The sequence below is a fragment of the Microbacterium hydrocarbonoxydans genome (genome assembly GCF_000956475.1).
Taxonomy (GTDB): Bacteria; Actinomycetota; Actinomycetes; order Actinomycetales; family Microbacteriaceae; genus Microbacterium; species Microbacterium hydrocarbonoxydans_A.
Genome location: NZ_JYJB01000007.1, coordinates 141465 through 164814, shown reverse-complemented (window position 1 = coordinate 164814; position 23350 = coordinate 141465). Strand labels below are relative to the sequence as shown.

Here is a 23350-nt window from a genome sequence, read left to right as displayed (position 1 = left end):
CCGCACTCCCGCGCCGCGAATCAACTACGGCTGAGCGAGTATCCCCTTGAGGCGAGCGGCCTCGCCCTCCGGCATTCGGTAGCTGTGCTCGGGAGCGGGATAGGCGCCGTCGCGCACCTCGTCGGCGTACGACCTGACGCCGTCGATCGCGGCGGTCCGCAGGTCGGCGTAGCGCTTGACGAACTTGGCCGCTCCGCCGGCGTGGATGCCGAGCAGATCGTGGAAGACGAGAACCTGGCCGTCGGCATCCGCTCCGGCTCCGATGCCGATCACCGGGATGTCGACCAGCGGCATGAGTGCCGCCGTGACCTCGGAGGGCACGGCCTCGACGACGAGCATCGAGACGCCGGCAGCCTGGAGCGCGAGCGCGTCGTCGATCACCGCCTGCGCGGCCTCGGCGGTGCGGCCCTGGGCACGGTAGCCGCCGAGCGCGGTGGCGGTCTGCGGGGTGAGTCCGACGTGTCCGACCACCGGGATTCCGGCGTTCACGAGCGCCCGCGCCCGTTCGACCGTGGTGCCGCCGCGCTCGATCTTGACGAGGTCGACGCCCGCCTCCTTGATGAAGCGCTGCGCGGTGGCGATCGCGATCTCGTCCGATGCCTCGTAGGAGCCGAAGGGCAGGTCGCCGATCAGCAGGGGCCGCGTCAGACCCCGGCGCACCGCCGCAGTCAGCATGAGCATCTCGTCGGTCGTGACAGGAACGGTGCTGTCGTAGCCGAGCACGACCATCGCGGCGGAATCCCCCACGAGCACGAGGTCGACGCCCGCGGCCTCGACGATCTGCGCACTCGGGAAGTCGTAGGCGGTGACCATGACGATGGGCTCGCCGGCATCCCTCTTCGCCGCGATGTCGCCCAGCGTGAGCCGCTTCGTGGGGCCCGCGTGCGCGCTCACGCCGTCACCAGCTCGCCGACCGCGTCATCGACACGGATGATCGCGTTCGCGCGGTCGACGTGCACGACGGTGGGCTCGTAGTCGGCCAGCTCCTCGCGGGAGTAGTCGGCGTAGGAGATGACGATGATGGTGTCGCCGGTGTGCACGAGCCGGGCGGCGGCGCCGTTGACCTGGATCACACCGCTCCCCCGCTCCCCGATCAGGGTGTACGTGACGAAGCGCGCGCCGTTGTCGACGTCGACCACATGCACCTGTTCGTGCGGGAGGATGTCGGCCGCCTCGAGCAGGTCGAGGTCGATCGTGATGGATCCGACGTAGTTGAGGTCGCTGCCGGTGATGGTGGCGCGGTGGATCTTCGACTTGAGCATGGTGCGGCGCATCAGCTGCTCGCTTTCAGTACGTGGTTGTCGATCAGTCGGGCGGCGCCGACGTGTGCGGCGACGGCGATCAGGGTGGCGCGGGTGGTGTCCGCGACAGGCTCGAGGGTCTCGGCATCGCGGAGTTCGAGATACTCGGGACGGATACCGGCCTCCGCGAGGACCTCCAGGGCGGCAGAGCGGATGCTGTCGGCATCCCGCTCCCCTCCGTCATGCAGCGCCTGCGCGGAGTCGAGTGCGCGGTTCAGCGCGGTCGCCTGCTGCCGAGCGGCGGGGTCGAGGTAGACGTTGCGCGAGCTCATGGCGAGTCCGTCGGGTTCGCGCACGATGGGGCAGGCGACGATGCGCACGTCGAGGTCGAGGTCGCTCACGACGCGGCGGACGACGAGCACCTGCTGCGCATCCTTCTGGCCGAAGTAGGCGACGTCGGGGCGCACGATGCCGAACAGCTTGGTGACGACCGTGGCGACGCCGTCGAAGTGGTGGGCGCCGCGGCTGGCGCCGTCGAGCACGTCGGTGAGGCCAGCGACGTGGATGTTCGTGGCGAAACCGTCGGGGTAGATCTCTTCAGGCGCAGGGGCGAAGAGGATGTCGACGCCCTCTGCTTCGGCCTGCCTTGCGTCTTCGTGCTCGTTGCGCGGGTACGTGCTGAGGTCTTCGTTCGGGGCGAACTGGGTCGGGTTGACGAAGAGCGAGACGACGACGAGGTCGTTGCTCGCGCGCGCTTCACGCATGAGGGAGAGGTGGCCCTCGTGGAAGGCGCCCATCGTGGGGACGAGGCCGACAGTCTGGCCCTCTCTCTTCGCGCCCTGCACCGCGGCGCGGACCTCGGCGATCGTGCGGAGGATTCTCATGCGCGGCCCTCGTCTTCTGTGTGCTGCGGTTCGGCATCCCTGTCGGGTCGGCCCGCGATCTCGCGGGTGGCTGCGGCCAGGGCGTCGAAGAGCTCTCCGTGCTGGGCGGATGCGGCGCGCTGTCGCGCCACAGTGGCCTCGTCGCCTCGGACGATCGGCCCGGTGAGCGCCGCTCGCGCGCCCTGGCGCTGCCAGTTGTCGACCGACTGACGCACCAGCGGAGCGAGAAGGTCGCGCGGGTTGTCGACGCCGGAGGCTGCGGCGAGTCGCTCTGCCACATCGAGCACCGTGAGCACGAAGTTCGAGGCGAAAGACGCGGCCGCGTGATAGCCGGCGCGGTCGGTCACCGTGAAGGGGATCATGCCGAGGGCACGCGCCAGCTGACCGGCGAGTTGTCGGTCGTCGTCGGTGCGTCCGTCGACCGCGGCGCCGACGCCGTGGAGCACCCCTGGCGGCTCGGTTCCCGTGAACGTCTGCAGCGGATGGATGCTGAGGTCGACGACGTCGAGGCCGGTGGCACCTGAGAGGTGGGCGGTCTTCGCGGCACGCGCCTTCTCGGCGGCTTCGCCGATCGCCGAATCGGGCACGGCCAGGATCGCGAGGTCAGTCTCGGGCGCGTGCTCGTCGCGTCCGAACGGACCGTGAACGTCGAAGCCGGCGGCACGGAGCGCGCGGGAGATGACACCGCCGAGACGGCCGGCGCCGATCACGGCGATGGACGTGTCAGACGCAGGGAGAGGGAGGGATTCCATGTCGATTCCCGGGCCGGGATCGGGCGGCCCGAACCCCACGAGTATCCGCCCGCGACGGCATCCGCTCCAAATCTGAGAGCAAGACGCAATGCAACAATCTATGACTCCTTGTCTTTCTGCTCTCTTTGTTTGATGCTTGCTTCGCTTTTCGATCTCCGTCATTCTTCGACTCGGGACGCCGGTGCGAGACTGTCGGCATGTGGATCGGGTGGATCGAGTTCGACATCCTGCTGGGCGATGTGCGCTCACTGAAAGAGAAGCGCAGCGTCATCCGTCCTCTCATCGCCGAGCTCAGCCGACGCACCGAATGCGCCGCGGCCGAGGTCGGCGCGCAAGACCTGCACCGCCGCACCGAGATCGGGGTGTCGATCGTCGCGACGCATGCGTCGCATGTGCGCGACGTGCTCGATCAGGCCGAGCGGATGCTGTCGGAGCAGCACCCTGAGATCACCGTGCTGTCGGCGCGGCGCGGTCTGCACTCGAGCGACGACTGAGGGTCGCACCGAACGCGCCGCGTCACGCGAAGAAGGGAGCGAGCTCGTCGCGGATCGCGTCGAGCCAGCGGACCGCCTCATCCGTCGCTGCGATCCCGGCATCCGCTCTACCCTGGAATGTCCGCCTCTCTCTCGCGGCACATCCCCTGGAGCCTCCCATGTCTGAAACGACGGTCGACGACCGTGCCCGCTATCGGGCGAACCCCACCGTGCTGCAAGCGCTGAAGAGTCCGCGGATGCTCACGCGCGAGGTGCTCGCGGGGCTGGTCGTCGGGCTCGCGCTGATCCCCGAGGCGATCGCGTTCTCGGTGATCGCGGGGGTCGACCCGAAGGTGGGGCTGTTCTCGTCGTTCATCATGGCGGTGTCGATCGCGTTCCTCGGCGGGCGTCCGGCGATGGTGACGGCGGCGACCGGGGCCGTGGCGCTCGTGATCGCGCCGGTCGCGCCGACGTACGGGCTCGACTACTTCATCGCGACGGTGATCCTGGCCGGCATCTTCCAGGTGGTGCTGGGGGTGCTCGGAGTCGCGAAGCTCATGCGGTTCATTCCGCGCAGCGTCATGGTCGGATTCGTGAACGCGCTGGCGATCTTCGTGTTCAGTTCGCAGTTCCCGCAGCTGATCGACGTGCCGTGGCTGGTGTATCCGCTGGTCGCGCTGGGAATCGTCGTGATGATCGTGATGCCGCGCATCACCAAGGTCGTGCCGGCGCCGCTCGTCTCGGTGATCATCGTGACCGCCGTCGTGCTCGCGTTCGCGATCGCCGTGCCGACCGTCGGCGATCAGGGCGAGCTGCCGCGGAGCCTGCCGTCGCTGTTCATCCCGAACGTGCCGCTGACCTGGGAGACGTTCGGAATCATCGCGCCGTTCGCGCTCGGGGTCGCGCTGGTCGGGCTCATGGAGTCGCTGCTCACCGCGAAGCTCGTCGACGAGATCACCGACACGCACTCGAACAAGAGCCGCGAAGCCTGGGGGCAGGGCGTCGCGAACGTGCTGTCGGGCGTCTTCGGGGGCATGGGCGGCTGCGCCGTGATCGGTCAGACGATGATCAACGTGAAGGCATCGGGGGCCCGCACCCGCATCTCGACGTTCTGCGCCGGGGTGTTCCTGTTCGTCCTGGTGGTCGTGTTCGGCGACTTCGTCGGGACGATCCCGATGGCCGCGCTCACCGCGGTGATGATCATGGTCGCGATCGGCGCGTTCGACTGGCACTCCGTGCGTCCATCGACGTTGAAGCGGATGCCGAAGAGCGAGACCTTCGTGATGCTGGCGACCGTGGTGCTGGTCCTGCTGACGCACAACCTCGCAGTCGGAGTCGTCGGCGGGGTGCTCGTCGCGTCGGTGCTGTTCGTCAGGCGCGTGGCGCACTTCGTGTCGGTGACGCGTACTGAGGCCTACGGCGTCGCCCGCTATGTCGTCGACGGGGAGTTGTTCTTCGCGTCGAGCAACGACCTCACGACGCTGTTCTCATACTCGTCCGACCCTGCCTCCGTGGTCATCGATCTGACGGGGTCGCATGTGTGGGATGCGTCGACCGTCGCCGCGCTCGATGCGATCGAGACGAAGTACGCCGCGCTCGGGAAGAGCGTGGAGATCGTCGGGATGAACGAGAGCAGCGAGCGGATGCGGGGGAGATTGACGGGCGGGTTCGAGTAAGGCGTCGATTTCCCGGGGGAAATCGGGGCGATATGCTCCCGATCGTCGAGGGACGAAGCCTTCCCGGTCGTTGAGCGAGCGAAGCCTTCCCGTTCGTTGAGCGAGCGAAGCGAGACGAAACGCGCCCCGTCTGTCGGTCCACCCGGCTGACCGCCATCCTCAACTGACGGCGCTCCGGCGGGATCGAGAACGAGATCGTCGATGCGTGAAGCACTCGAGCCTGCACCCGTGTACTAATAGCGGTACTTTTCTTCACGATCGATCTCAGCCAAGGCGCCACGCGTATCGCGATGCCACCATGAACCGGCGGTGTCGCAGAATGTGAACTCGACATAGGGTGCCGGCGCAGGCTTTCGCGTCCGCGTCGCCGCCCATTGCCGCCACCCCTTCAAGCGCTCTTCGGTAACCGGAATTACGAGGGGCGAAGTGCGGCTTGGCGGGATCACCCTCGCCCAGCCCGCGTAGCTGCACTTTCCTGCCACTTCGATCCCGAGACTCACTTCATACACCGGAGCAGTCGACAGGTTCTGCACGTGAAGCTCGACACTGCTCTCGCCGTCGGCCTCTTCTCGATTCACCGCCCAGGCCGAGATCAGCTGCGCCTGTTGGCGCTTGGCTTCGTCAGCGACGCGCTGCTCCCGCTCGCGTTCGATCCGATAGGCGCCCCAGGCGAAGAAACCTGCGACGACGGCGGCGATCGCGGCGAGCGCCGTCGTGATCGCCGCAACGGTATCCGGATTCCAACCCCACTGCATGATTCCCCCCGATGTTCATCAGCACTTCGAGGCTATCGCCCAGTCGATCAGAGACCGGGTATATCGCCAATGCCCGACTGTCTCCTACAGTCTTTCTCAGCTGTTCCGAGGGGGACTCCGCGGGGATGCGTCATCTCACGCCCGATCGAGGGCGGTATTCGTCGTGCCTGCGGATCGGTGCCCTCGGCACTCGGGCGGGCCAGTGCTCCATGCATGCTCTCCGACGGAGAAATCACATGTCCGATCTCACGCTCCCATCCGTCGGCAGGACCGCGCTGCGACGAACTCCAGTTGAACGACAGCGACGGCACGGAAGCCCCAAAGTTCGATGTGTCGCGCTTCTGAACGCACTCCTACTGGTAGCGGCTAACTGCATCTCTGATGGCGTCAGCGTGGGCGTAAATGTCGTCAAGTTCCGCGATCGGATGGCGTGTCTCGACCTTCTCCTCGTCAAGCAGCCCGAGGTACTTCTGCTTGCCGTTGAAGTGAAGGCGGGCGATCGGCTTGCGGTTGTTGTCATCAAGCAGCACGGCGAAGTAGCTCTTCGAGTCGCGCTGTGCGATGCGCTGCGGCTTGACCACCCCGCACGCAATCGCCTTCACAATCTGGTACCCCTCGAGCTCCTCCAAGGTCGTTTCAATCTCGGTATCGCGGTCAAGATCGGCGGCCGCAACTTCCGCGCTCGACGGCGACAGGTCAACCTGCTCCTGAGCGATGCCAGCGCGAAGCGCAGTTTTGAGACGATCGTTGACCCGTTCAGTGAGGAATTGCTGGGTCGCCTTCCCGACGAGGCCTGTGAACTGCTGTCGCACACGCTGCGTGTAGGAACCCTCATAAACGCGGGTTGCGAAGAACTTGATCCATTCGTCTGAGGGTTCGCGGAACTGGACTCCGATCTCACGCTTGAGTGCACCGACATACTTCAATTCTTCGGCCGCGCTGATGATCGACTCTAGATCGAAGCTCTCCTTGCTGAGCTTCTGCAGTTCGGGTACAAGTGTGGCGTCGATGTCGAGCAGGTCGAGGACGAGGAAAGGCTTCGAGTCCATCCTGTTCGGCGCGTCGAGGTCCGTGTAGAAGTGCCAGACCGCACCGTTAGTCAGTACGGCAATCCGCGCGTTGGTGACAGAGAAGTATCGGAAGAGCTGCGACGCGTGCTCGATCTTGAGGGATCCCATCGAGGGTTTGCACTCGATAAGAATCTGCACCTCACCATCGCGCATGATGGCGTAGTCGACCTTCTCGCCCTTCTTCGTCCCGACGTCGGCGGTGAACTCAGGGACTACCTCGAGCGGGTCGAACACGTCGTAACCGAGAATCGTTGAGATGAAGGGCATGACGAAGGCGTTCTTGGTCGCCTCTTCAGTCCCGATCGCCGTCGCCTGGTTCCGCACCTTCAGGGCGAGAGCATCGAGACGTTCTGCAAACTCCACGTGTCGCTCCGTTCGTCGTTGAACACGCATTTATCCAGACGATATCGGAATATCGAGGGACGTCAATCATGGGGTTCGTCGAAGGGGCTGCTCTCATGAAGTCTCACGCGACGTAAGCTGCGGAGCATGACCGAGGAGAACTATGCGCCCGGACAAGTCGACGTGGTCGGAGCCGTGATCCTCGCCAATGGTCGCGTTCTCGCTGCACGCCGAGGGGCCTCCATGTCGCTCGCGGGCTACTGGGAGTTTCCCGGTGGCAAGATCGAACTCGACGAAGACCCTCAAGCAGCGCTCCGTCGCGAAGTGCTTGAAGAGCTCGGATGTGAGATCGAGGTCGGGCCGCGGATCGAGACCACCCGGCACGAGTACTCATTCGGGACTGTGATGTTCACGTCTTTCTGGGCCACGATCGACGACGGTGAGCCGATCGCTAGTGAACACTCGGAATTGCGTTGGTGCACCCCCAATGAACTCAGCGACCTCAGGTGGGCGCCGGCAGATCTACCGACCGTCGAGCGGGTTAGAACATTGCTCGAAACCAACTCAACGTGACCATGGTCGCGAAATGCGGTCCGGTCCGGCCCGCCGCGATGAATGCTGCGGGTTTACGACGACTCTGCTGGAGAGAACTCGAACCTAGAACCTTCACGAAACGCCAACCCTAGACCTGCCGAGTGAAGTAGATCGCGCAGGTCCGCCTTGGGGCGGTTGGGGAGCAAGACCGCGCACTTAAGATCATCGACAGATACGTGGCGGCGGTAGTCGTACAACTGGCCAACCGCCATGCGAACGTCTGTCCGTCCCGATAGCGCCTTGGCCTCGTAAAGAACGCGATCCGTCTTGTCGTAGATGTCGGTCAGCAGCGGAGGCTCTTGGGCAATGGCGATGGACCACCGGGAAAAGTCATGCCCGCTCTGGCTGGCCATGAATTGGTCGACCAACTGAGACTCGCGGCGAACTGCAGTGACTCCTTCACGCCCGCTCGTCTCATAGAAGAACGTGGAGTTCACTTCCACCGGCACTTCCAAGGTCAGCTTGTCACGACCAACTTCAGAGACTCCGACAGCCTCAAAGATCTCGTCAGAGATCCCACTGACTGGCAGCAGTCGGAAAACGATGACGGTTCGCGTGGCGGGCTTCTCGTCGCGCCGTGTCGGTTTGGTCGGCGCAGCCCGTCTCACGTACGGCAATGCCGGATCAAGGATGAACTCCCCGATATATCTCTGCCGCTTCGTCTGCTTCCCTGGCACTCGACCGTCGGCGACGAACGCGTGCAGGCTACGCCCCTTGGCGGCGTGTGTCACGATCGGTGAATTCGGCCCCTTTTCTACCTGATCTCCGCTCTGCCCCGCCCCCGTGTAATAGAAGACGGTGCCGTCTGGTGAGAACCCGTCATAGACATACCCAAACTGCATGCCTTCGCTCGGATCGGTGAAGACGAACACCGTATTCGACTTGTTGCCCGGGACGATGCCACCGGATTGGACGCTTCCGCCGTACTCGACGACTAGATCTTCGCGCGTGTACAACTCTCCGACGATGAGAGGCAGGGCGGTCGGCATGACCAAACCATAGCGCTAGGCAAAGTCGAGCGAAGTTGCTGAGGTGCGGAAATCAGACACCATCAATGGAACAGTGATGAAGGTCAAGCGACCTGCTAGCGTCCCTCCCATGCCCACCGAGCAGACCATCGCCGCACTCCGCGCCTTCGTCGCCGCCCGCGACTGGGACCAGTTCCACACCCCGGAGAACCTGGCGAAGAGCATCGCGATCGAGGCGTCCGAACTCCTCGAGTGCTATCAGTGGGGACCCGACGCCGACCCGCAGGACGTCAGAGATGAACTCGCCGACGTCGTCACCTACTGCATCCATCTCGCAAACCAGCTCGGCGTCGACCTCGACGAGATCGTCATGAGCAAGCTGGCGAAGACGGAGCAGAAGTATCCGATCGAGCTGAACCAGGGCAGCATCCACAAACGGGCCGAGCAGTGAGCATCCGCCACTTCCGCTTTCAGGAGAAGGCCGTCGACCGTGCCGACGAGCACCTCGCGAACTGGCCCGTCGTTTACGTGATCGATGGGAACCGGCGCCCGAAGAAGGTGTACGTCGGCGAGACCACCAGCGCGCAGAAGCGCATCCGTCAGCACCTCAGGAATCCGCAGAAGCGGGCGCTCGACAGCATCCGCGTGGTCGTCGACGACACATACAACAAGTCGGTCTGTCTGGATCTCGAGGCGCATCTGATCCGCTGGTTCCACGGGGACGGGCAGTACGAGATCCTGAACGGCAACGACGGACTCACCAACGCGCAGTACTACGACCGCGATGTCTATCGCGAGTCGTTCCGCGACATCTTCGAGGAGCTGCGGTCGGCGGGGCTCTTCACGCGCAGCATCCCGCAGATCGAGAACACCGACCTCTTCAAGCTGTCGCCGTTCAAGGCACTCACCGAAGACCAGGCCATCGCGGTTGAAGACATCGTCGAGGGCCTGCTCACCGACCTGCGCGACGACTCGAAGCGGTCCACGCTCGTCGTGCAGGGCCACCCCGGCACCGGCAAGACGATCATCGCGATCTATCTCATGAAGCTGCTCGCCGACATCCGTGCACACGGGGAGCACGACGAGATCGAGCCCGACTCGATGTTCGCGGAGTTCTTCGTTCCCGAGAACCGCGAGCTGCTGAAAGACCTGCGCATGGCGCTCGTCATCCCCCAGCAATCGCTGCGCGAGTCGGTCAAGAAGGTCTTCCGCAAGACGCCACGGCTGGAGCCGTCGATGGTGCTGTCGCCGTTCCAGGTGGGCGAGTCGAAGGAGGTGTTCGACCTCGTTCTCGTCGACGAGACTCACCGGCTCGGGCAGCGCGCGAACCAGGCGTCCGGCGTGCAGAACGGCAAGTTCATCACGATCAACCAGCAGCTGTTCGGCGCAGATGACCCCGCCCACACGCAGCTCGACTGGATCAACGCCCGCTCCCGGCACCGCCTTCTGCTCGTCGACGGCGAGCAGAGCGTGCGTCCGCACGACCTCTCGCCGGCCGTCCTCAAGGCCGCGATCGATGCCGCGAAGAACGAGCATCGGCACTACCCGCTCACTACTCAGATGCGCGTGAAGGCCGGCGCCGACTACGTGGAGTTCATCCGGGCGCTGCTTCGCGGCGAGCCCGCCGAGCTCCCCGATCTCGGCGACTACGACCTGCGCCTCTTCGACGACCTTGGAGAGATGCGGGCAGCGATCCGGCAGAAGGATGCCGAGATCGGCCTGTCGCGACTCGTCGCCGGCTATGCGTGGGACTGGGTCTCGCGCAAGCACCCGGAAGCCTTCGACATCGAGCTCGACGGCGAGCGGATGCAGTGGAACAAGGCGCAGAAGGACTGGATCAATTCGCGCGGTTCCCTCGACGAGGTCGGCTCCATCCACACGGTGCAGGGGTACGACCTCAACTACGCCGGCGTGATCGTCGGTCCCGACCTCCGCGTCGACCCGGTATCCGGTGCCATCATCGCCGACCGCGAGAACTACCGCGACAAGAAGGGCAAGGAGAACACCGGCCACCTGAAGGGCGCGTTCTCGGATGCCGAGCTCCTCACCTTCATCCGCAACATCTACGGGGTCCTGCTCACACGCGGGATGCTCGGAACGTATGTGTACGTGTGCGATCCGGGGCTGCGGGAGTGGATGCGGAAGCTGTTGCGAAACGAGTGAATCGCGTCGCGTTTCGTCTCGCTGCGCTCGCTCAACGAGCGGACTGCCTCAGCGAGAGATCCCCCGCAGGACGAGATCGCTGAGAGCATCCGCTCTTTCCTGCCCCAACGGCACCCCGAGCAGCGCCCCATACGACCCCAGCGCGATCAGCTGATCCGCCACCACCGCGGCATCCACATCCGCCCGCACCTCCCCCGAAGCAACGCCCCGCGCCATACGCTCCGTCGTCCACTCGCGGATCGGCGCCGCCAGCCGCTCGTTCAGCCGCGCGCCGAGTTCCGGATCGGTCGCCGTCACCGCGATGAGGGCGCGGGCGAGCGCGATCGTCTCCGCATCCTGCCCCTGTACCGCGAACATCGCCTTCAAATCCGCGGCCAGATCGTCCGTCATCGGCAGGTCGACGAGCGGAAGAGCGCCTTCCAACAGCGCCTCCCCCAGGATCGCCGCCTTCGACGGCCACCACCGGTAGATGGTCTGCTTCGACACCCCGGCCGCCTCCGCGAGCCCCTCGATCGTCACGGCCTCATACCCCGATGAGGACAAGGCAGCCCGCATCGCCTCCAACACGGCCTGCCGGGCAGATTCACTTCGAGGTCTGGGCACGTTCACAGGCTACTCAGGAGTACGATCAGAAATAACTAGACGCACCGTTGCGAAACAGAAGGAGACCGAAATGGCCCTCACCGCACACTCCACGATCGGCGAATGGCTGAACGACGAAGTCGGCGGACCGCTCGTCCGCGGCCTCTTCGAGAAGACCGGAGCCGACCCCGAGCTCCTCACCCCGGTGCTGGGCCTTCCCCTGCAGCAGCTCGTCGCGATGAGCCAGGGCGCCCTGCCGCAGTCGGTCGTCGACCATCTGGTCCGCGCGGCGAACGGCGGCGAGATCCCTGAAGACACCGGCACCGAGGGCTGGACCGAGAAGCCCACCTCTGGCCGCTTCTCCGGCAAGACCGTGATCGTCACGGGAGCGGCATCCGGAATCGGCAAGGCCACGGCATCCCGCATCGCCCGCGAAGGCGGACGCGTCATCGCCGCCGACATCTCCGCTGAGAGGCTCGACGCGCTGAAGGCCGAGCTGCCCGACATCGTCACGGTGGCCGGCGACCTCACCCAGCAGAGCGCGATCGATGCCGTCATCGCCGCCGCGGGCGACCGCATCGACGCCCTCGCCAACGTCGCCGGCATCAACGACGACTTCTCACCGGCCGGCGAGACGACGGATGCTGTCTGGGACCGCGTCATCGCGATCAACCTCACCGCCCCGTTCAAGCTCATGCGCGCGGTTCTCCCGATCATGGAGGCGGCAGGCTCGGGCTCGATCCTCAACGTGTCGAGCGAGGCCGGCCTGCGCGGCAACGCCTCGGGCAACGCCTACACGGCCAGCAAGCACGGCATCATCGGCATCACGAAGTCCGCGGCGTTCATGTACGGCCCGAAGGGCATCCGCGTGAACTCTGTCGCCCCGGGCGGCGTCGCCACCGGCATCCCGATGCCTCCGAACATGTCGGAGTACGGCTCTGGACGCCTCGCCCCGTTCCAGCAGGCGATTCCCACCGTCGCGACCGCCGAGCACCTCGCCGCATCGATCACGTTCCTCCTGAGCGACGACGCCGTGAACATCAACGGCGCCGTGCTGGCATCCGACGGGGGATGGTCAGTGCAGTAAGCACGTCCGCCGGCCTCGCCTGACGGCGAGGCCGGCGGGCGACCGTGATGAAAGAATCCTAGGATGAGTCCGATATATGGATATATGGTGGCGAGAGTCTGAGTGAGAGGCATCGCCATGGTGAACCGACGTTCCGCACCGAAGAAACGTGGATCAGGCTGGCTCATCGCAGCCGTTCTCATCGCACCCGTCATCCTCGGAACCCTGCTCGCGCGCTGGTCGCCCGTGGCGATCGTCCTGGCCCTCGTCGCAGTCATCGGCATCGGCCTGTTCGTGTTGATCGCCCGCCCGTTGCCCGCGGTGGGGCTTCGCACCCGCGCCTCGGGATTCGTAGCCCTCGGCCTCGCCGCGCTCCTCGCCACTGGCGGAGGAGTCGCCAGTGCCAGCTCGACGCGATCGGACGACGTGACCGCGCCCACTCCGCACACCCTCGTCGGAGGGTCCGCCGATGCCGTGACGCCGCGACCCTCGGTGAAGCCCACCACTTTCGACACAGCGACCGAAGAGGTGGCGATCCCCTACGAGCAGACGACGGTCGACGACCCCGCCCGAGACCAAGGCACGACGGCGATCGTCACGGCGGGAGTCGCGGGGCTCAAGGTCATCACGTACAAGCTCACGCTCGTCGACGGAGTGGAGAGTCACCGGGAGGTCGTGAGCGAGGTCGTCCAGACATCCCCGGTGACTGAAGTCACCGCGGTGGGCAGTCGGGTTCCCCAGCCCGCCGCCCCGCCTGCTCCGGTGCCGCTCGTCCAGCAGGGCTCCGGCGGCTGTGACCCCAACTACACAGGCGCCTGCGTCCCGATCTCCAGCGACGTCGACTGCGAAGGCGGCAGCGGGGACGGCCCGGCGTACGTGCGCGGCCCCGTGCAGATCGTCGGCTCAGATGTCTACGACCTCGATCGAGACGGCGACGGGATCGCCTGCGACAAGTAGACGACAGGACCCCTGGCTACGGCCGTTCGAGCGTTACGCCGCCGGCATCCTCACGATCGTCGTCACCGCCACGCTCACCGCCGCCACGACAGCGAACACCGCGGCCGCGACCGGTCCGCCCACTCCCCACAGCGCGAGCGCCCCGGCTCCGAAGGCGACAGCCTTGACCGCGACGACGCCGGGGGTCGGCAGCGCGACGCGAGCCCGCGGAGACGCGAACGTCCCCCACAGCACGACGAGGCCGCCGACGAGCGCAATCGCGATCAGGACGCGCGCCCACCACGGAACATCGAGCAGCAGAGCCCACCAGGCGACGAACACGAGCATCGCGAGCTCGAGCACGAACGCGGCGACCGCATTGAGCATGACCAGCTCGCGGACGGGCGAGGAGTAGCGCCCCCACTCCGCCTCCATCCTGGCGGTTTCAGAGGGCTCTCGCTGCGGCACGGTTCCATGATGGCGGACGGACCGAAAACAATGGCGGACGCGACGCCGCGGGATGCCGGCTCAATCCGAGACGCCGACCCGATCGGCGTCGCCCGGCACCATCGACCTCGCTTGGTCCCCACCGTGCGACCTCTGCACCAGCATCCGCACCACTGTGCCCACGACGCCGATCACCGCGGCGGCGATCACCGGCATCCACACCTCCGCGAGAACCATCGGGAACAGTTGCGCAGAAGCGGCGAGCATCTCGCGGAAGTCGCCGAGCATCACCCGGCTGCCCAGCGAGTACAAGATCGCCGTGAACAGCGCCGGCGTGACCCACAGTGCGAGCAGCGACACCATCCACACGATGAGCCTCCACGCCGGACGGATGCCGCACCAGATCAGCGCCGCACCCACGACGCCGGCGGGCAGCCATCGCACGAGCTCGGACAGGAAGGGCGGCGGGAAGGCCTCCCCCGTGAACGCGACGACCAGGCTCGAGATCCAGGTGGCGAACGGCACGGCGGCCAGCGCGACGGCGAATGCGGCGACGCCCTCTGAGCGACGTGAGGTCATCCAGAATCCGAGCTGAGCGCACAGCGCCGACGCGATCGCCCCTCCCAGCAGCCCGAGCAGGTAGATCGTCGACTCGCTCCCGTCACGCAGCCCCGCACCCACGACGGCGAAGCTCTGCGCGATGGCGATCACGTGCACGACGAGCACCCCGAGCGCTCCCGGCCACGCGGAGAGCGCGCGCCGACGCCCCACCAGATGCACTGCGAGCCCGGAGAAGACTCCGCCCAGCAGCAGAAGCGCGAAGATCTGCATCGCGTAGTACTGGTTCACCGGCAGCAGCGCGAGCGGCATGTCATCGGGCATCGTGGCCGTGGCCCACAGATTCTGCAACGGCAGCCGCAAGCCGGTCAGCAGCCACGGCAGCAGTCCCAGAAAGCCGCCGGCGATGCCGATCGCGAACGAGGGCATGCGCGAACGAGCCGACGCGGTCATGACGGTCATGCGCGCCAGGCTCTCACACCGCGATCGCTCCCGGCATCCGACACCCTGCGCAGGAGCGAGCAGAGGGCGACGGCATCCGCTCCACCGGACGCCGCCGCCCTCTGCTTCTCACCCTCAGCCGCAGGGGTTGACCGTCGTCACCACCCCGTTGTTCACTGCGGCGGTGTTGCCGGTGAACGCGTAGTCCTGACCGCCGTTGTTGTCCCACGTGCCGGATCCGTTGTTGAACGCGGCCGTCACCGATGCCCCGTTCGAATCGATGGTCTTCGACACCCACCCGGTGCACGCCGCGGCCATCGCGACGCCGGGCGCAGTGGTCCACGCCCCGGTGCCGACCTTGTAATGCACGTTGTACGCGCCCCAGCCCTTCGAGGTCGAGTAGTACACGGTCAGGTCGTCGGTCGGCGGCGCGGCGCACGGGTTCGTCGTCGTCACGACCCCGTTGTTCACCGCGGCGGTGGCTCCGCTGAAGGAGTAGTCCTTGCCCCCGTTGTTGTCCCAGGTGCCAGATCCGTTGTTGAACGCGGCCGTGACGGATGCTCCGTTCGAGTCGATCGTCTTCGACACCCAGCCGGTGCACGCCGCGGCCATCGCGACGCCGGGCGCGGTGGTCCACGCCCCGGTGCCCGCCTTATAGTGCACGTTGTACGCCGACCAGTTCTTCGAGGTCGAGTAGTAGACCGTCAGGTCGTCGCCGACGGGGGTGCCGCCGCCGGTCGCCTTCGCACCGACGTGCAGCGCGAGCGCGTGGTTCGCGCCGACCGTCGCCGTGAACTGTCCGCCCGAGACCGTGACGGTCGGGCCCGACCACGTCGACCCCGTGCGCACGGCGTCGATCACGTTGTAGTACGTGCCATCAGGCAGGCTCGTGGTGAACGTGCGGGTGATGGGCGAGCCGCTCCGATTGATCGCGACGTAGCCCGCGCTGCCCCGTCCGAAGGCGATCGCGTTCGAGCCGTTGGTCCACTTGTTCGTGATCGCGGTGCCGTAGGTCGCGTTGCGGAACCCGACCATGTTCATGATGTCGTTCTGCGCGTGTTTGAAGGTCCAGTTGCCCTGGCCCTTGACCGGGTCGATGACGTTGCCTGCGGCATCCGTGATGGGGCCTGCGTTGTTGTCGCTGAACGAGTACCCGGAGTGGATCGAGGGCGATCCGTAGTTCCAGGCCAGCGTGAAGATCTGCGCGAGGTCGTAATTGGTGCCGTCGGCGTAGGAGAGCGTCTCGTGGTTGCGCTCGGTGTCGTGGTTGTCGACGAACACGGCGGCGTTCGAGTTGGGCAGGAATCCGCTCCACGTCGGGCCGATGCCGTTGCCCTCGATGAGCCAGTTGATGGTGCCGCCGCCGAACGCCTCCTTGAGCTTGCGTCCGTATGCGAACTCGTGGATGTCGCCGACCGAGGTGTACTCCTCCGGCTGGATCGGCTCGTTGGCGCGGATGACCTCCTGCACGACGTAGAGCGAGTCGTGGTTCTTGACCTTGCTCCAGATCGCCTGCATGTCGGTGGCGGCGATGTGCTTCACGGCGTCGATGCGGAAGCCGGCGACGCCCATGTCGACGAGCTTGTTGAGGTAGCCGGCGATCGTGTTCTGCACGTAGGTCGAGCCGGTGTTCAGGTCGGCGAGGTTCACGAGGTTGCACTCCTGCACCTCCCACCGGTCCTGGTAGTTCGCGATGTCGCGGCGGCAGGAGTGGAAGTCCTGGCTCGAGTATGTGCCGGGGTAGTCGTAGTGCTGGTACTGCGTGCCGGCCCAGCCGGTGCCTCCGGCGGACTGGCCCGACATGTGGTTGATGACGGCATCCACGATCACGCCGACGCCCGCCTGCTTGCAGGTGTTCACCATGTTCTGGAACTCGGCCTCGGTGCCCAGCCGCGAGTCGAGCTTGTACGAGACGGGCTGGTAGTACGTCCACCACTGCGGGCCCTTGACGTGCTCCTGCGGCGGCGAGGTCTGCACGTAGCCGTATCCGGCTGGCCCCAGCGTGTCTGTGCACTCGCGGGCGATCGCATCCCAGGTGTACGAGAACAGCACGGCGATGGTGTCCTTCGGACCGGGAGCGGCGGCCTCGGCTGGCGCCGCCGGTGCGGCCGCGGCGATTGCGGGGATCGCCAGCAGCGCGGCGAGAGTCAGGGCGATGCGCCCCTTCGAGCGTGATCGCTCACGCGATCGGGTGCGGTGCAGAACGTTCGAGAGCAACGAGATCTCCTTCTGTCGGGGCCGCCCGCGCAGCATCCTCGCCGCACGATCGGGCGCACGTCGACGTGCGTCCCGATGACGGTAGCGCCCGCACGCGTGTTAATGCAAGCGTTTACAGATTGGTTTCGAGAGTGGATGCTGTCGCATGCTGATTTCGCTGAATTTGAGCGATATGGGTGTGCGAGCACTGCGTAAGCGTTTGCATATTCGGTGTCTGTGAGACGCCTCTTCCGCCGGCCGCCACGCAGGCGTACCCTCGGCTCAAGAGGTGCGACATGCCCGAGCCTGCCCACGTGTTCTCCGGATCGATCCCCGAGAACTACGACCGCTACATGGTGCCGCTCATCTTCGAGCCCTATGCGGCCGATCTCGCGAGCCGCGTCGCACCGCTCGCGCCTCGGCGCGTGCTCGAGACCGCAGCCGGCACGGGCGTCGTGGCCCGCTTCGTCGTGCCCGAGCTCGCCCCCAACGCGAACTACGTCGCCACGGACCTCAGCCAGCCGATGCTCGACTTCGCGGCATCCGCTCTTCCCGATGCGAACGTGACATGGCGGGCCGCCGACGCCCTCGAGCTGCCCTTCGACGACGCGAGCTTCGACGTCGTGCTCTGCCAATTCGGCGCGATGTTCTTCCCCGACCGGGTCCGCGCATACCGTGAGGCGCTGCGCGTGCTCGCCCCCGGCGGGACGTTCCTGTTCAGCGTGTGGGACGCACTCGACAAGAACGACTTCGCGCGCGAGGTCGGCGAGGAGCTCGACGAGATGTTCCCCGACGATCCGCCGACGTTCATGGCCCGCGTCCCGCATGGCTATCACGACGTCGCGCGCATCGAGCAGGACCTGAGGGATGCCGGGTTCACCCGCATCGCGATCGACACGGTCACCGCGCAGAGCGTCGCGCCCTCGGCTCTGATCGCGGCGACCGCGTACTGCCAGGGCACTCCGGTGCGGTCGGAGATCGAAACGAGGGATCCCGCCGCGCTGCAGCGGGCCACAGAGCGGGTGGCAGAGCGGATCGCGTCACTTCACGGCGACAACGAGGTTCGCGGGCGCATCCAGGCGCATGTGATCGCTGCGTCGCGATAGCCTCGACGTCGCTCGGAGTGTTTCAGCGCCCCCGCATTCGAGCCACCGCCGCCCGCACCAGCGAGGCGTTGTCGGGCGCCGGACGTCCGTCGGGCAGCTTCAGCACGTCTTCGAGACCGATGCGCGCGTCGAGCCCGCGCTCGACGGCGAGATCGAAGGCGGGCCAGGCGGAGCGCTCCTCCCCGTGCAGAAGAATCGGCAGCGCCGGCTCTTCGCGTTTGACGTGGGCGATCAGACCCTCGGCGTGGCGGCTCACGGTCGCCGCGGCCTCGTCGGGCAGTTCGACCAGCACGCGGCGGCAGTCGCCGCGCACCGGGGAGCGCTGCCATGCGTGGAGCCCCGCACCGTCCCAGATGCCCGCCTCGACACCGACACCACGACTCCGCAGCATCGCCGCGATGTCATCGGCGCCTGCCTCGTGCCAGTTCACGGAGGCGAGATCCGGAAGCACGGTCCACGCGGCGATCGCCGCAGCGCGACGATCGGGATCTGGCTCGGCCCAGGCTCCCGTCGTCACCCCGACGGGCACGCCAGGACACGCCGACCGGGCGGCGAGCACCCACCGGGCGACATCGTCGCCCGCCAGACTGTCGCGTCCCGCGGCATCCTTGGGGTGGACGTGGATCTCCTGGGCCCCGACGGCGACCGCGCGGGCGGCGTGCTCAGCAGACAGAGCCTCGTCCGCGCTGAGCGCGGGGTGCCGCCTCGCATCTCTCGCGCCGTTGATGCATGCCTGGAGCAGCATCACGCAATCAGTTCACGCGGATGCCGTTCGTACATGCTCGTGTCGGCCGACGGCCCTTCGTCGGCCGACACGGAGTGATCGACCTGCCGGGCGGCGGCGGCGCTGCGCCCCACCTTGACGGCGTCTTCGCGGCTCTCGAAGCTCATTCCCAACGTCGTCGATTCGCCCTCGATGCGGTTGAACCAGATGCCGTTGCGGCGATACGTCTCGATGTCTCCTGCAGCCATGTATGTTCCTTCCGTCATGTCATTCCTACGTCGGACCACCGACATCGGGAACGCCCTTGACAGGCTCCGTCGCGATCGCCCCGTGTGCGTTGGGTCGGCGCCGCAGTGTGGCGCTCTCTATGCCACGAGAGCGAGTGCGAGAGTCGACAGCACCACCGTCAGCGGCGCGACGATCGCTCCCAGTACCACGTACCGGCGCCAGCGGATCTCGACCCCCATCGACGTGAGCCGCTGATGCCACAGCAGCGTGGCGAGAGATGCCCACGGAGTGATGAGCGGCCCCGCGTTGACGCCGATCAGAAGTGCGGCCAGCCGCAGCGGGCTCCCGGCCGAGGGCTCGAGCGCCAGATACGCGGGGAGGTTGTCGATCGCGTTGGCCCCTGCCATGCCGGTGAGCGCCAGGCGCAGCAGGGCGAGCGGAGACTCGCCCTCACCGGACACCGCGGCGAGCACGGTTCCGAGCCCGACCGCATGCAGCGCCTCGATGAACAGGAACAGCCCCGAGGCCAGCACGATCAGCTGCCACGGCAGCAGACCGAGGCGCAGCACTCCCCGCCGCCTGACCATGAACACGGCGCCCAGCACGATAGCGGCCCCGACCGCCGGCATCCACACCGGGAGTCCGGAGACGAGCAGCGGCACCAGCGCCCCGACGACGACCGCGCTCCAGCGGAACAGCACGGGATCGTCGACATCGACTTCCGAGCCCGTGCCGTACCGGCCAAGCAGACTGCGTCGGTACAGCACGAAGATCACCGCCAGCGGAACGACGATCGCGACGACGGCGGGCGCCGCCATGCGCGCGGCGAACGAGAGCGGGCTGGGATCGCCCATCGCGTGCTGGGCGAGCAGATTGGTGAGATTCGAGACGGGCAGCAGGAGCGACCCGGTGTTCGCGAGCCACACGGTCGTCAGCGCGAACGGGAGCGGGTCGAGCCCCGAATGCCGCGCGAGGACGACGACCACGGGAGTGAGCAGCACGGCCGTGGTGTCGAGCGACAGGAAGATCGTGCTGAGCGTGGCGAAGAGCGCCACGAGCAGCCACAGTGCCCAGGCCCGACCGCGCCCCCACCGTGCAGTGCGCTGCGCGATGACGGTGAACAGCCCGGCAGCCGCGGCGAGTTCGGTGACGACCGTGATCGCCAGCACGAACAGCAGGATCGGCCAGACGCGATCCCACAGCTCGAAGACAGCGGATGGCGGAAGGATGCCGATGGCCGCAGCCACCGCACCGGCCACGAGCAGCGCGGCTCCGACGATCGCAGTGCGCATCCGATCTCCCTCACGAGGGGCCGAGCCGGGCGGGCTCGGCGACTGTGCGAGTGTATTCCCCCTCTCCCGACTCCTCGCCGAGACCCCCACCTGTTGTCGAGACCCCCACCTGTTGTCGAGACCCCCAGTTATAAGCGGGGGTCTCGGCGATAAGTGGGGGTCTCGGCGATACGCAGCTGGGGGCACGAGAGCCCTCGGCGGTGTGCGAGACCGAGGGTAGGGGCGGCGGCGAGGCCGCCCGCGCGCCCGAGACGCACGGCCGGAGCCCGCAGCATCCGCCGGTAGACTGGAACCGCCCCGCCTGGCCCCGATCTTGGAGTGCGCGTGACCACCCCGAACACCCCCGCTCAGCACGTCCCCGACTCCGTCGCCAACTCAGAGGCGACCCCCGAGAAGGAACAGCCCTACGCGGCGCTGGGCCTGAAGGACGACGAGTACGCGAAGATCCGCGAGATCCTCGGCCGTCGCCCCACCTCCGGCGAGCTGGCGATGTACTCCGTCATGTGGAGCGAGCACTGCTCTTACAAGTCGTCGAAGAACTACCTGCGCCGCTTCGGCCAGAAGGTCTCCGACGAGATGAAGGAACGCCTGATGGTCGGCATGGGCCAGAACGCGGGCGTCATCGACGTCGGCGAGGGCTGGGCCGTGACCTTCAAGGCCGAGTCGCACAACCACCCCTCGTTCATCGAGCCGTTCCAGGGTGCGGCGACCGGCGTCGGCGGCATCGTCCGCGACATCATCTCGATGGGCGCGCGCCCGGTCGCGGTTATGGACGCCCTCCGCTTCGGCGCGATCGACCACCCCGACACCGCTCGGGTCGTGCACGGCGTCACGAGCGGCATCAGCTTCTACGGCAACTGCCTGGGTCTGCCGAACATCGGCGGCGAGACGGTCTTCGACTCCGTCTACCAGGCCAACCCGCTCGTCAACGCCCTCGCGGTCGGCGTGCTGCGCCACGAAGACCTCAAGCTCGCCAACGCGACCGGCGTCGGCAACAAGGTCGTCCTGTTCGGCGCCCGCACCGGAGGCGACGGCATCGGCGGCGCCAGCATCCTCGCATCCGACACCTTCGCCGACGGCGGACCCACCAAGCGCCCCGCGGTGCAGGTCGGCGACCCCTTCGCCGAGAAGGTGCTCATCGAGTGCTGCCTCGAGCTCTACCGCGAAGAGCTGGTCGAGGCGATCCAGGACCTGGGCGCCGCCGGCATCTCCTGCGCGACGAGCGAGCTCGCCGCCAACGGCAACAGCGGCATGAAGGTCTCGCTCGACAACGTGCTGCTGCGTGACCCGTCGCTCACGGCTGAGGAGATCCTCATGTCGGAGTCGCAGGAGCGCATGATGGCGATCGTCGCTCCCGAGAAGCTCGATGCGTTCCTCGAGGTCGTGAACAAGTGGGAGGTCGAGACCTCCGTGCTCGGCGAGGTCACCGGCGACGGCCGCCTCATCATCGACTGGCAGGGTGAGCGCATCGTCGACGTCGACCCGTCGACCGTCGCGGTCGACGGCCCGGTCTACGACCGCCCGGTCGCGTACCCGACGTGGATCGACGCGCTGCAGGCGGATGCCGCCGAGAACCTGCCCCGTTCGAACGACCCCGAGGTGCTCAAGGAGCAGTTCCTGAACCTGGTCGCCTCGCCGAACCTCGCCGACACCCGCTGGATCACCAACCAGTACGACTACTACGTGCTCGGCAACACCGCGCTCGCGTTCCCCGACGACGCCGGGATGATCCGCGTCGACGAGGAGTCGGGCCTCGGCTTCGCGATCTCGACCGACGCCAACGGCCGGTACTGCCAGCTCGACCCGTACGCCGGCGCTCAGCTGGCGCTCGCCGAGGCGTACCGCAACGTCGCCGTCACCGGCGCCGTCCCGACCGCGATCACCGACTGCCTGAACTTCGGCTCGCCCGAGAACCCCGAGGTCATGTGGCAGTTCGGCCAGACGGTCGACGGCCTCGCCGACGGATGCTACGAGCTGGGCACCCCGGTCACGGGCGGCAACGTCTCGTTCTACAACCAGACCGGCGACGTGCCGATCCACCCGACCCCGCTGGTCGGCGTGCTCGGCATCATCGACGACGTCTCGCGCCGCATCCCCTCCGGCTGGCAGGACGAGGGCCAGAACATCTACCTGCTCGGCACCACGTCGACCGAGCTGTCGGGTTCGGCCTGGGCCGAGACCGTGCACCAGCACCTCGGCGGACGCCCGCCGAAGGTCGACCTCGCCGGCGAGAAGCGCCTGGCGGGTCTGCTCGCCGCTGCGCGCGACGAGTGGCTCATCTCCTCGGCGCACGACGTGTCCGAGGGCGGCCTCGCGCAGGCCCTCGCCGAGGGCGTCTCGCGCTTCGGCGTCGGCGCCCGCGTGTGGCTGAACGAGATCATCGAGCGCGATGGAGTGGATGCCGCATCCGCGCTGTTCTCGGAGTCGACCGGCCGCGTCATCGTGACCGTGCCGCGCGAGGACGACGTGAAGTTCCGCGGACTCTGCGAGGGCCGGAACTACCCCGTCGCGCGCATCGGCGTGACCGACTCCGAGGGCGCGAAGCTCGAGGTGCAGGACGTCTTCACCGTCCCGATCGCCGAGATCCGCGAGCGCTCGCAGGCCACTCTGCCCGCGGCCTTCGGGCCGACCGTCGCGGAGCCCGTCAGCGCATGAGCGGCGACGCGGAGGACTACGGCGACCTCGACGTCCGCCGCAACCGACGCATCCGCGTCGTCGCGTGGACGGTCATCATCGCGCTGATCCTCGGCGGCGGCGGCGCGACCGTGCTCACGCTGCTGTTCGGCTGAGGCCTCGGCGGACTCACCGCGTTTCGTCTCGTCGCTGGCGCTCCTCGCTCAACGACCCGCAGGAATC

24 protein-coding genes are annotated in these 23350 nt (G+C 66.9%); 10 read left to right on the top strand and 14 right to left on the bottom strand.

The genetic code is table 11. The features are described 5' to 3' along the window. Window positions 1-24: 24 nt before the first annotated feature. The 4 genes from panB to RS84_RS05675 are packed head-to-tail and all read right to left on the bottom strand — an operon-like array spanning window position 25 to window position 2877. The gene (panB, locus tag RS84_RS05690) at window positions 25-894 is read right to left on the bottom strand and encodes a 3-methyl-2-oxobutanoate hydroxymethyltransferase (protein ID WP_045256798.1); all 870 of its coding nucleotides are present in this window, start codon (window positions 892-894) and stop codon (window positions 25-27) included. Continuing rightward, window positions 891-1274 (bottom strand): aspartate 1-decarboxylase, encoded by a 384-nt coding sequence (gene panD, locus RS84_RS05685; protein WP_045256797.1) that lies wholly within the window; start codon window positions 1272-1274, stop codon window positions 891-893. The genes panB and panD overlap by 4 nt, the downstream gene beginning before the upstream one ends. Then, window positions 1274-2125 carry a pantoate--beta-alanine ligase gene (gene panC / locus RS84_RS05680; RefSeq protein ID WP_045256796.1) on the bottom strand — a complete coding sequence of 284 codons (852 nt, stop codon included), beginning with the start codon at window positions 2123-2125 and terminating at the stop codon, window positions 1274-1276. Before panC ends, panD begins: the two co-directional genes overlap by 1 nt. Further along, window positions 2122-2877 (bottom strand): Rossmann-like and DUF2520 domain-containing protein, encoded by a 756-nt coding sequence (locus RS84_RS05675; protein WP_045256795.1) that lies wholly within the window; start codon window positions 2875-2877, stop codon window positions 2122-2124. The genes panC and RS84_RS05675 overlap by 4 nt, the downstream gene beginning before the upstream one ends. A gap of 197 nt (window positions 2878-3074) precedes the next feature. Here RS84_RS05675 and RS84_RS05670 point away from each other — a divergent pair, with 197 nt between their 5' ends. Together RS84_RS05670 and RS84_RS05665 are read left to right on the top strand one after the other, a co-directional pair. Continuing rightward, complete coding sequence (locus RS84_RS05670) at window positions 3075-3371, top strand: DUF503 domain-containing protein (RefSeq protein ID WP_045256794.1); 297 nt, start codon at window positions 3075-3077, stop codon at window positions 3369-3371. A gap of 158 nt (window positions 3372-3529) precedes the next feature. Next, on the top strand, window positions 3530-5026 hold the full coding sequence (locus tag RS84_RS05665) for a SulP family inorganic anion transporter (protein WP_045256793.1): 1497 nt from the start codon (window positions 3530-3532) through the stop codon (window positions 5024-5026). A gap of 233 nt (window positions 5027-5259) precedes the next feature. Here RS84_RS05665 and RS84_RS05660 read toward each other — a convergent pair whose 3' ends face one another. Then, a complete protein-coding gene (locus RS84_RS05660) occupies window positions 5260-5781 on the bottom strand; it encodes a hypothetical protein (protein WP_045256792.1) in 522 nt (173 codons plus the stop codon). 353 nt (window positions 5782-6134) lie between these two features. Then, on the bottom strand, window positions 6135-7214 hold the full coding sequence (locus RS84_RS05655) for a type I restriction endonuclease (RefSeq protein WP_045256791.1): 1080 nt from the start codon (window positions 7212-7214) through the stop codon (window positions 6135-6137). A 126-nt stretch (window positions 7215-7340) separates the two neighbouring features. On the opposite strand from RS84_RS05655, the gene RS84_RS05650 reads away from it, so the two are divergent. Next, window positions 7341-7766 carry a (deoxy)nucleoside triphosphate pyrophosphohydrolase gene (locus RS84_RS05650; RefSeq protein ID WP_045256790.1) on the top strand — a complete coding sequence of 142 codons (426 nt, stop codon included), beginning with the start codon at window positions 7341-7343 and terminating at the stop codon, window positions 7764-7766. 53 nt (window positions 7767-7819) lie between these two features. Here the strand turns inward: RS84_RS05650 and RS84_RS05645 are convergent, their stop codons facing one another. Further along, window positions 7820-8776 (bottom strand): hypothetical protein, encoded by a 957-nt coding sequence (locus RS84_RS05645; protein WP_052676235.1) that lies wholly within the window; start codon window positions 8774-8776, stop codon window positions 7820-7822. A gap of 109 nt (window positions 8777-8885) precedes the next feature. Here RS84_RS05645 and RS84_RS05640 point away from each other — a divergent pair, with 109 nt between their 5' ends. After that, entirely contained in the window at window positions 8886-9206 is a 321-nt protein-coding gene (locus RS84_RS05640; RefSeq protein WP_045256789.1) for a nucleotide pyrophosphohydrolase, read from the top strand. Further along, the gene (locus RS84_RS05635; protein WP_235281393.1) at window positions 9203-10918 is read left to right on the top strand and encodes a DUF2075 domain-containing protein; all 1716 of its coding nucleotides are present in this window, start codon (window positions 9203-9205) and stop codon (window positions 10916-10918) included. The genes RS84_RS05640 and RS84_RS05635 overlap by 4 nt, the downstream gene beginning before the upstream one ends. A 48-nt stretch (window positions 10919-10966) precedes the next feature. Here RS84_RS05635 and RS84_RS05630 read toward each other — a convergent pair whose 3' ends face one another. Then, a complete protein-coding gene (locus RS84_RS05630) occupies window positions 10967-11473 on the bottom strand; it encodes a TetR/AcrR family transcriptional regulator (RefSeq protein WP_052676254.1) in 507 nt (168 codons plus the stop codon). A gap of 118 nt (window positions 11474-11591) precedes the next feature. Between RS84_RS05630 and RS84_RS05625 the strand changes: the two genes are divergently transcribed. Both RS84_RS05625 and RS84_RS18890 read left to right on the top strand, forming a co-directional pair. After that, window positions 11592-12587, top strand: coding sequence for an SDR family NAD(P)-dependent oxidoreductase (locus RS84_RS05625; RefSeq protein ID WP_045256787.1), 996 nt, complete (start codon window positions 11592-11594; stop codon window positions 12585-12587). 117 nt (window positions 12588-12704) lie between these two features. After that, the gene (locus tag RS84_RS18890; protein WP_082062076.1) at window positions 12705-13523 is read left to right on the top strand and encodes a G5 domain-containing protein; all 819 of its coding nucleotides are present in this window, start codon (window positions 12705-12707) and stop codon (window positions 13521-13523) included. A gap of 33 nt (window positions 13524-13556) precedes the next feature. Here the strand turns inward: RS84_RS18890 and RS84_RS05615 are convergent, their stop codons facing one another. The 3 genes from RS84_RS05615 to RS84_RS05605 form a co-directional block, all read right to left on the bottom strand. Continuing rightward, the gene (locus RS84_RS05615) at window positions 13557-13970 is read right to left on the bottom strand and encodes a YrdB family protein (RefSeq protein ID WP_152641763.1); all 414 of its coding nucleotides are present in this window, start codon (window positions 13968-13970) and stop codon (window positions 13557-13559) included. Window positions 13971-14030: 60 nt separating this feature from the next. Next, complete coding sequence (locus RS84_RS05610) at window positions 14031-14969, bottom strand: hypothetical protein (protein ID WP_052676234.1); 939 nt, start codon at window positions 14967-14969, stop codon at window positions 14031-14033. Window positions 14970-15083: 114 nt separating this feature from the next. Next, entirely contained in the window at window positions 15084-17165 is a 2082-nt protein-coding gene (locus RS84_RS05605; RefSeq protein ID WP_160298161.1) for a carbohydrate binding domain-containing protein, read from the bottom strand. A gap of 275 nt (window positions 17166-17440) precedes the next feature. Between RS84_RS05605 and RS84_RS05600 the strand changes: the two genes are divergently transcribed. Continuing rightward, the gene (locus RS84_RS05600) at window positions 17441-18250 is read left to right on the top strand and encodes a class I SAM-dependent methyltransferase (RefSeq protein WP_045256785.1); all 810 of its coding nucleotides are present in this window, start codon (window positions 17441-17443) and stop codon (window positions 18248-18250) included. 22 nt (window positions 18251-18272) lie between these two features. Here the strand turns inward: RS84_RS05600 and RS84_RS05595 are convergent, their stop codons facing one another. The 3 genes from RS84_RS05595 to RS84_RS05585 all read right to left on the bottom strand — a co-directional run bounded on the left by RS84_RS05595 (window position 18273) and on the right by RS84_RS05585 (window position 20494). Continuing rightward, a complete protein-coding gene (locus tag RS84_RS05595) occupies window positions 18273-18995 on the bottom strand; it encodes a 3-keto-5-aminohexanoate cleavage protein (protein ID WP_045256784.1) in 723 nt (240 codons plus the stop codon). Continuing rightward, window positions 18995-19222 carry a hypothetical protein gene (locus RS84_RS05590; protein ID WP_045256783.1) on the bottom strand — a complete coding sequence of 76 codons (228 nt, stop codon included), beginning with the start codon at window positions 19220-19222 and terminating at the stop codon, window positions 18995-18997. The genes RS84_RS05595 and RS84_RS05590 overlap by 1 nt, the downstream gene beginning before the upstream one ends. Window positions 19223-19339: 117 nt before the next feature. Continuing rightward, on the bottom strand, window positions 19340-20494 hold the full coding sequence (locus RS84_RS05585) for an SLC13 family permease (RefSeq protein WP_045256782.1): 1155 nt from the start codon (window positions 20492-20494) through the stop codon (window positions 19340-19342). A 324-nt stretch (window positions 20495-20818) separates the two neighbouring features. Between RS84_RS05585 and purL the strand changes: the two genes are divergently transcribed. Together purL and RS84_RS19415 are read left to right on the top strand one after the other, a co-directional pair. After that, complete coding sequence (gene purL / locus RS84_RS05580; protein ID WP_045256994.1) at window positions 20819-23149, top strand: phosphoribosylformylglycinamidine synthase subunit PurL; 2331 nt, start codon at window positions 20819-20821, stop codon at window positions 23147-23149. After that, window positions 23146-23283: a hypothetical protein gene (locus tag RS84_RS19415; RefSeq protein WP_192625681.1), complete on the top strand. Its 138-nt coding sequence runs from the start codon at window positions 23146-23148 to the stop codon at window positions 23281-23283. Before purL ends, RS84_RS19415 begins: the two co-directional genes overlap by 4 nt. Window positions 23284-23350 lie beyond the last annotated feature (67 nt).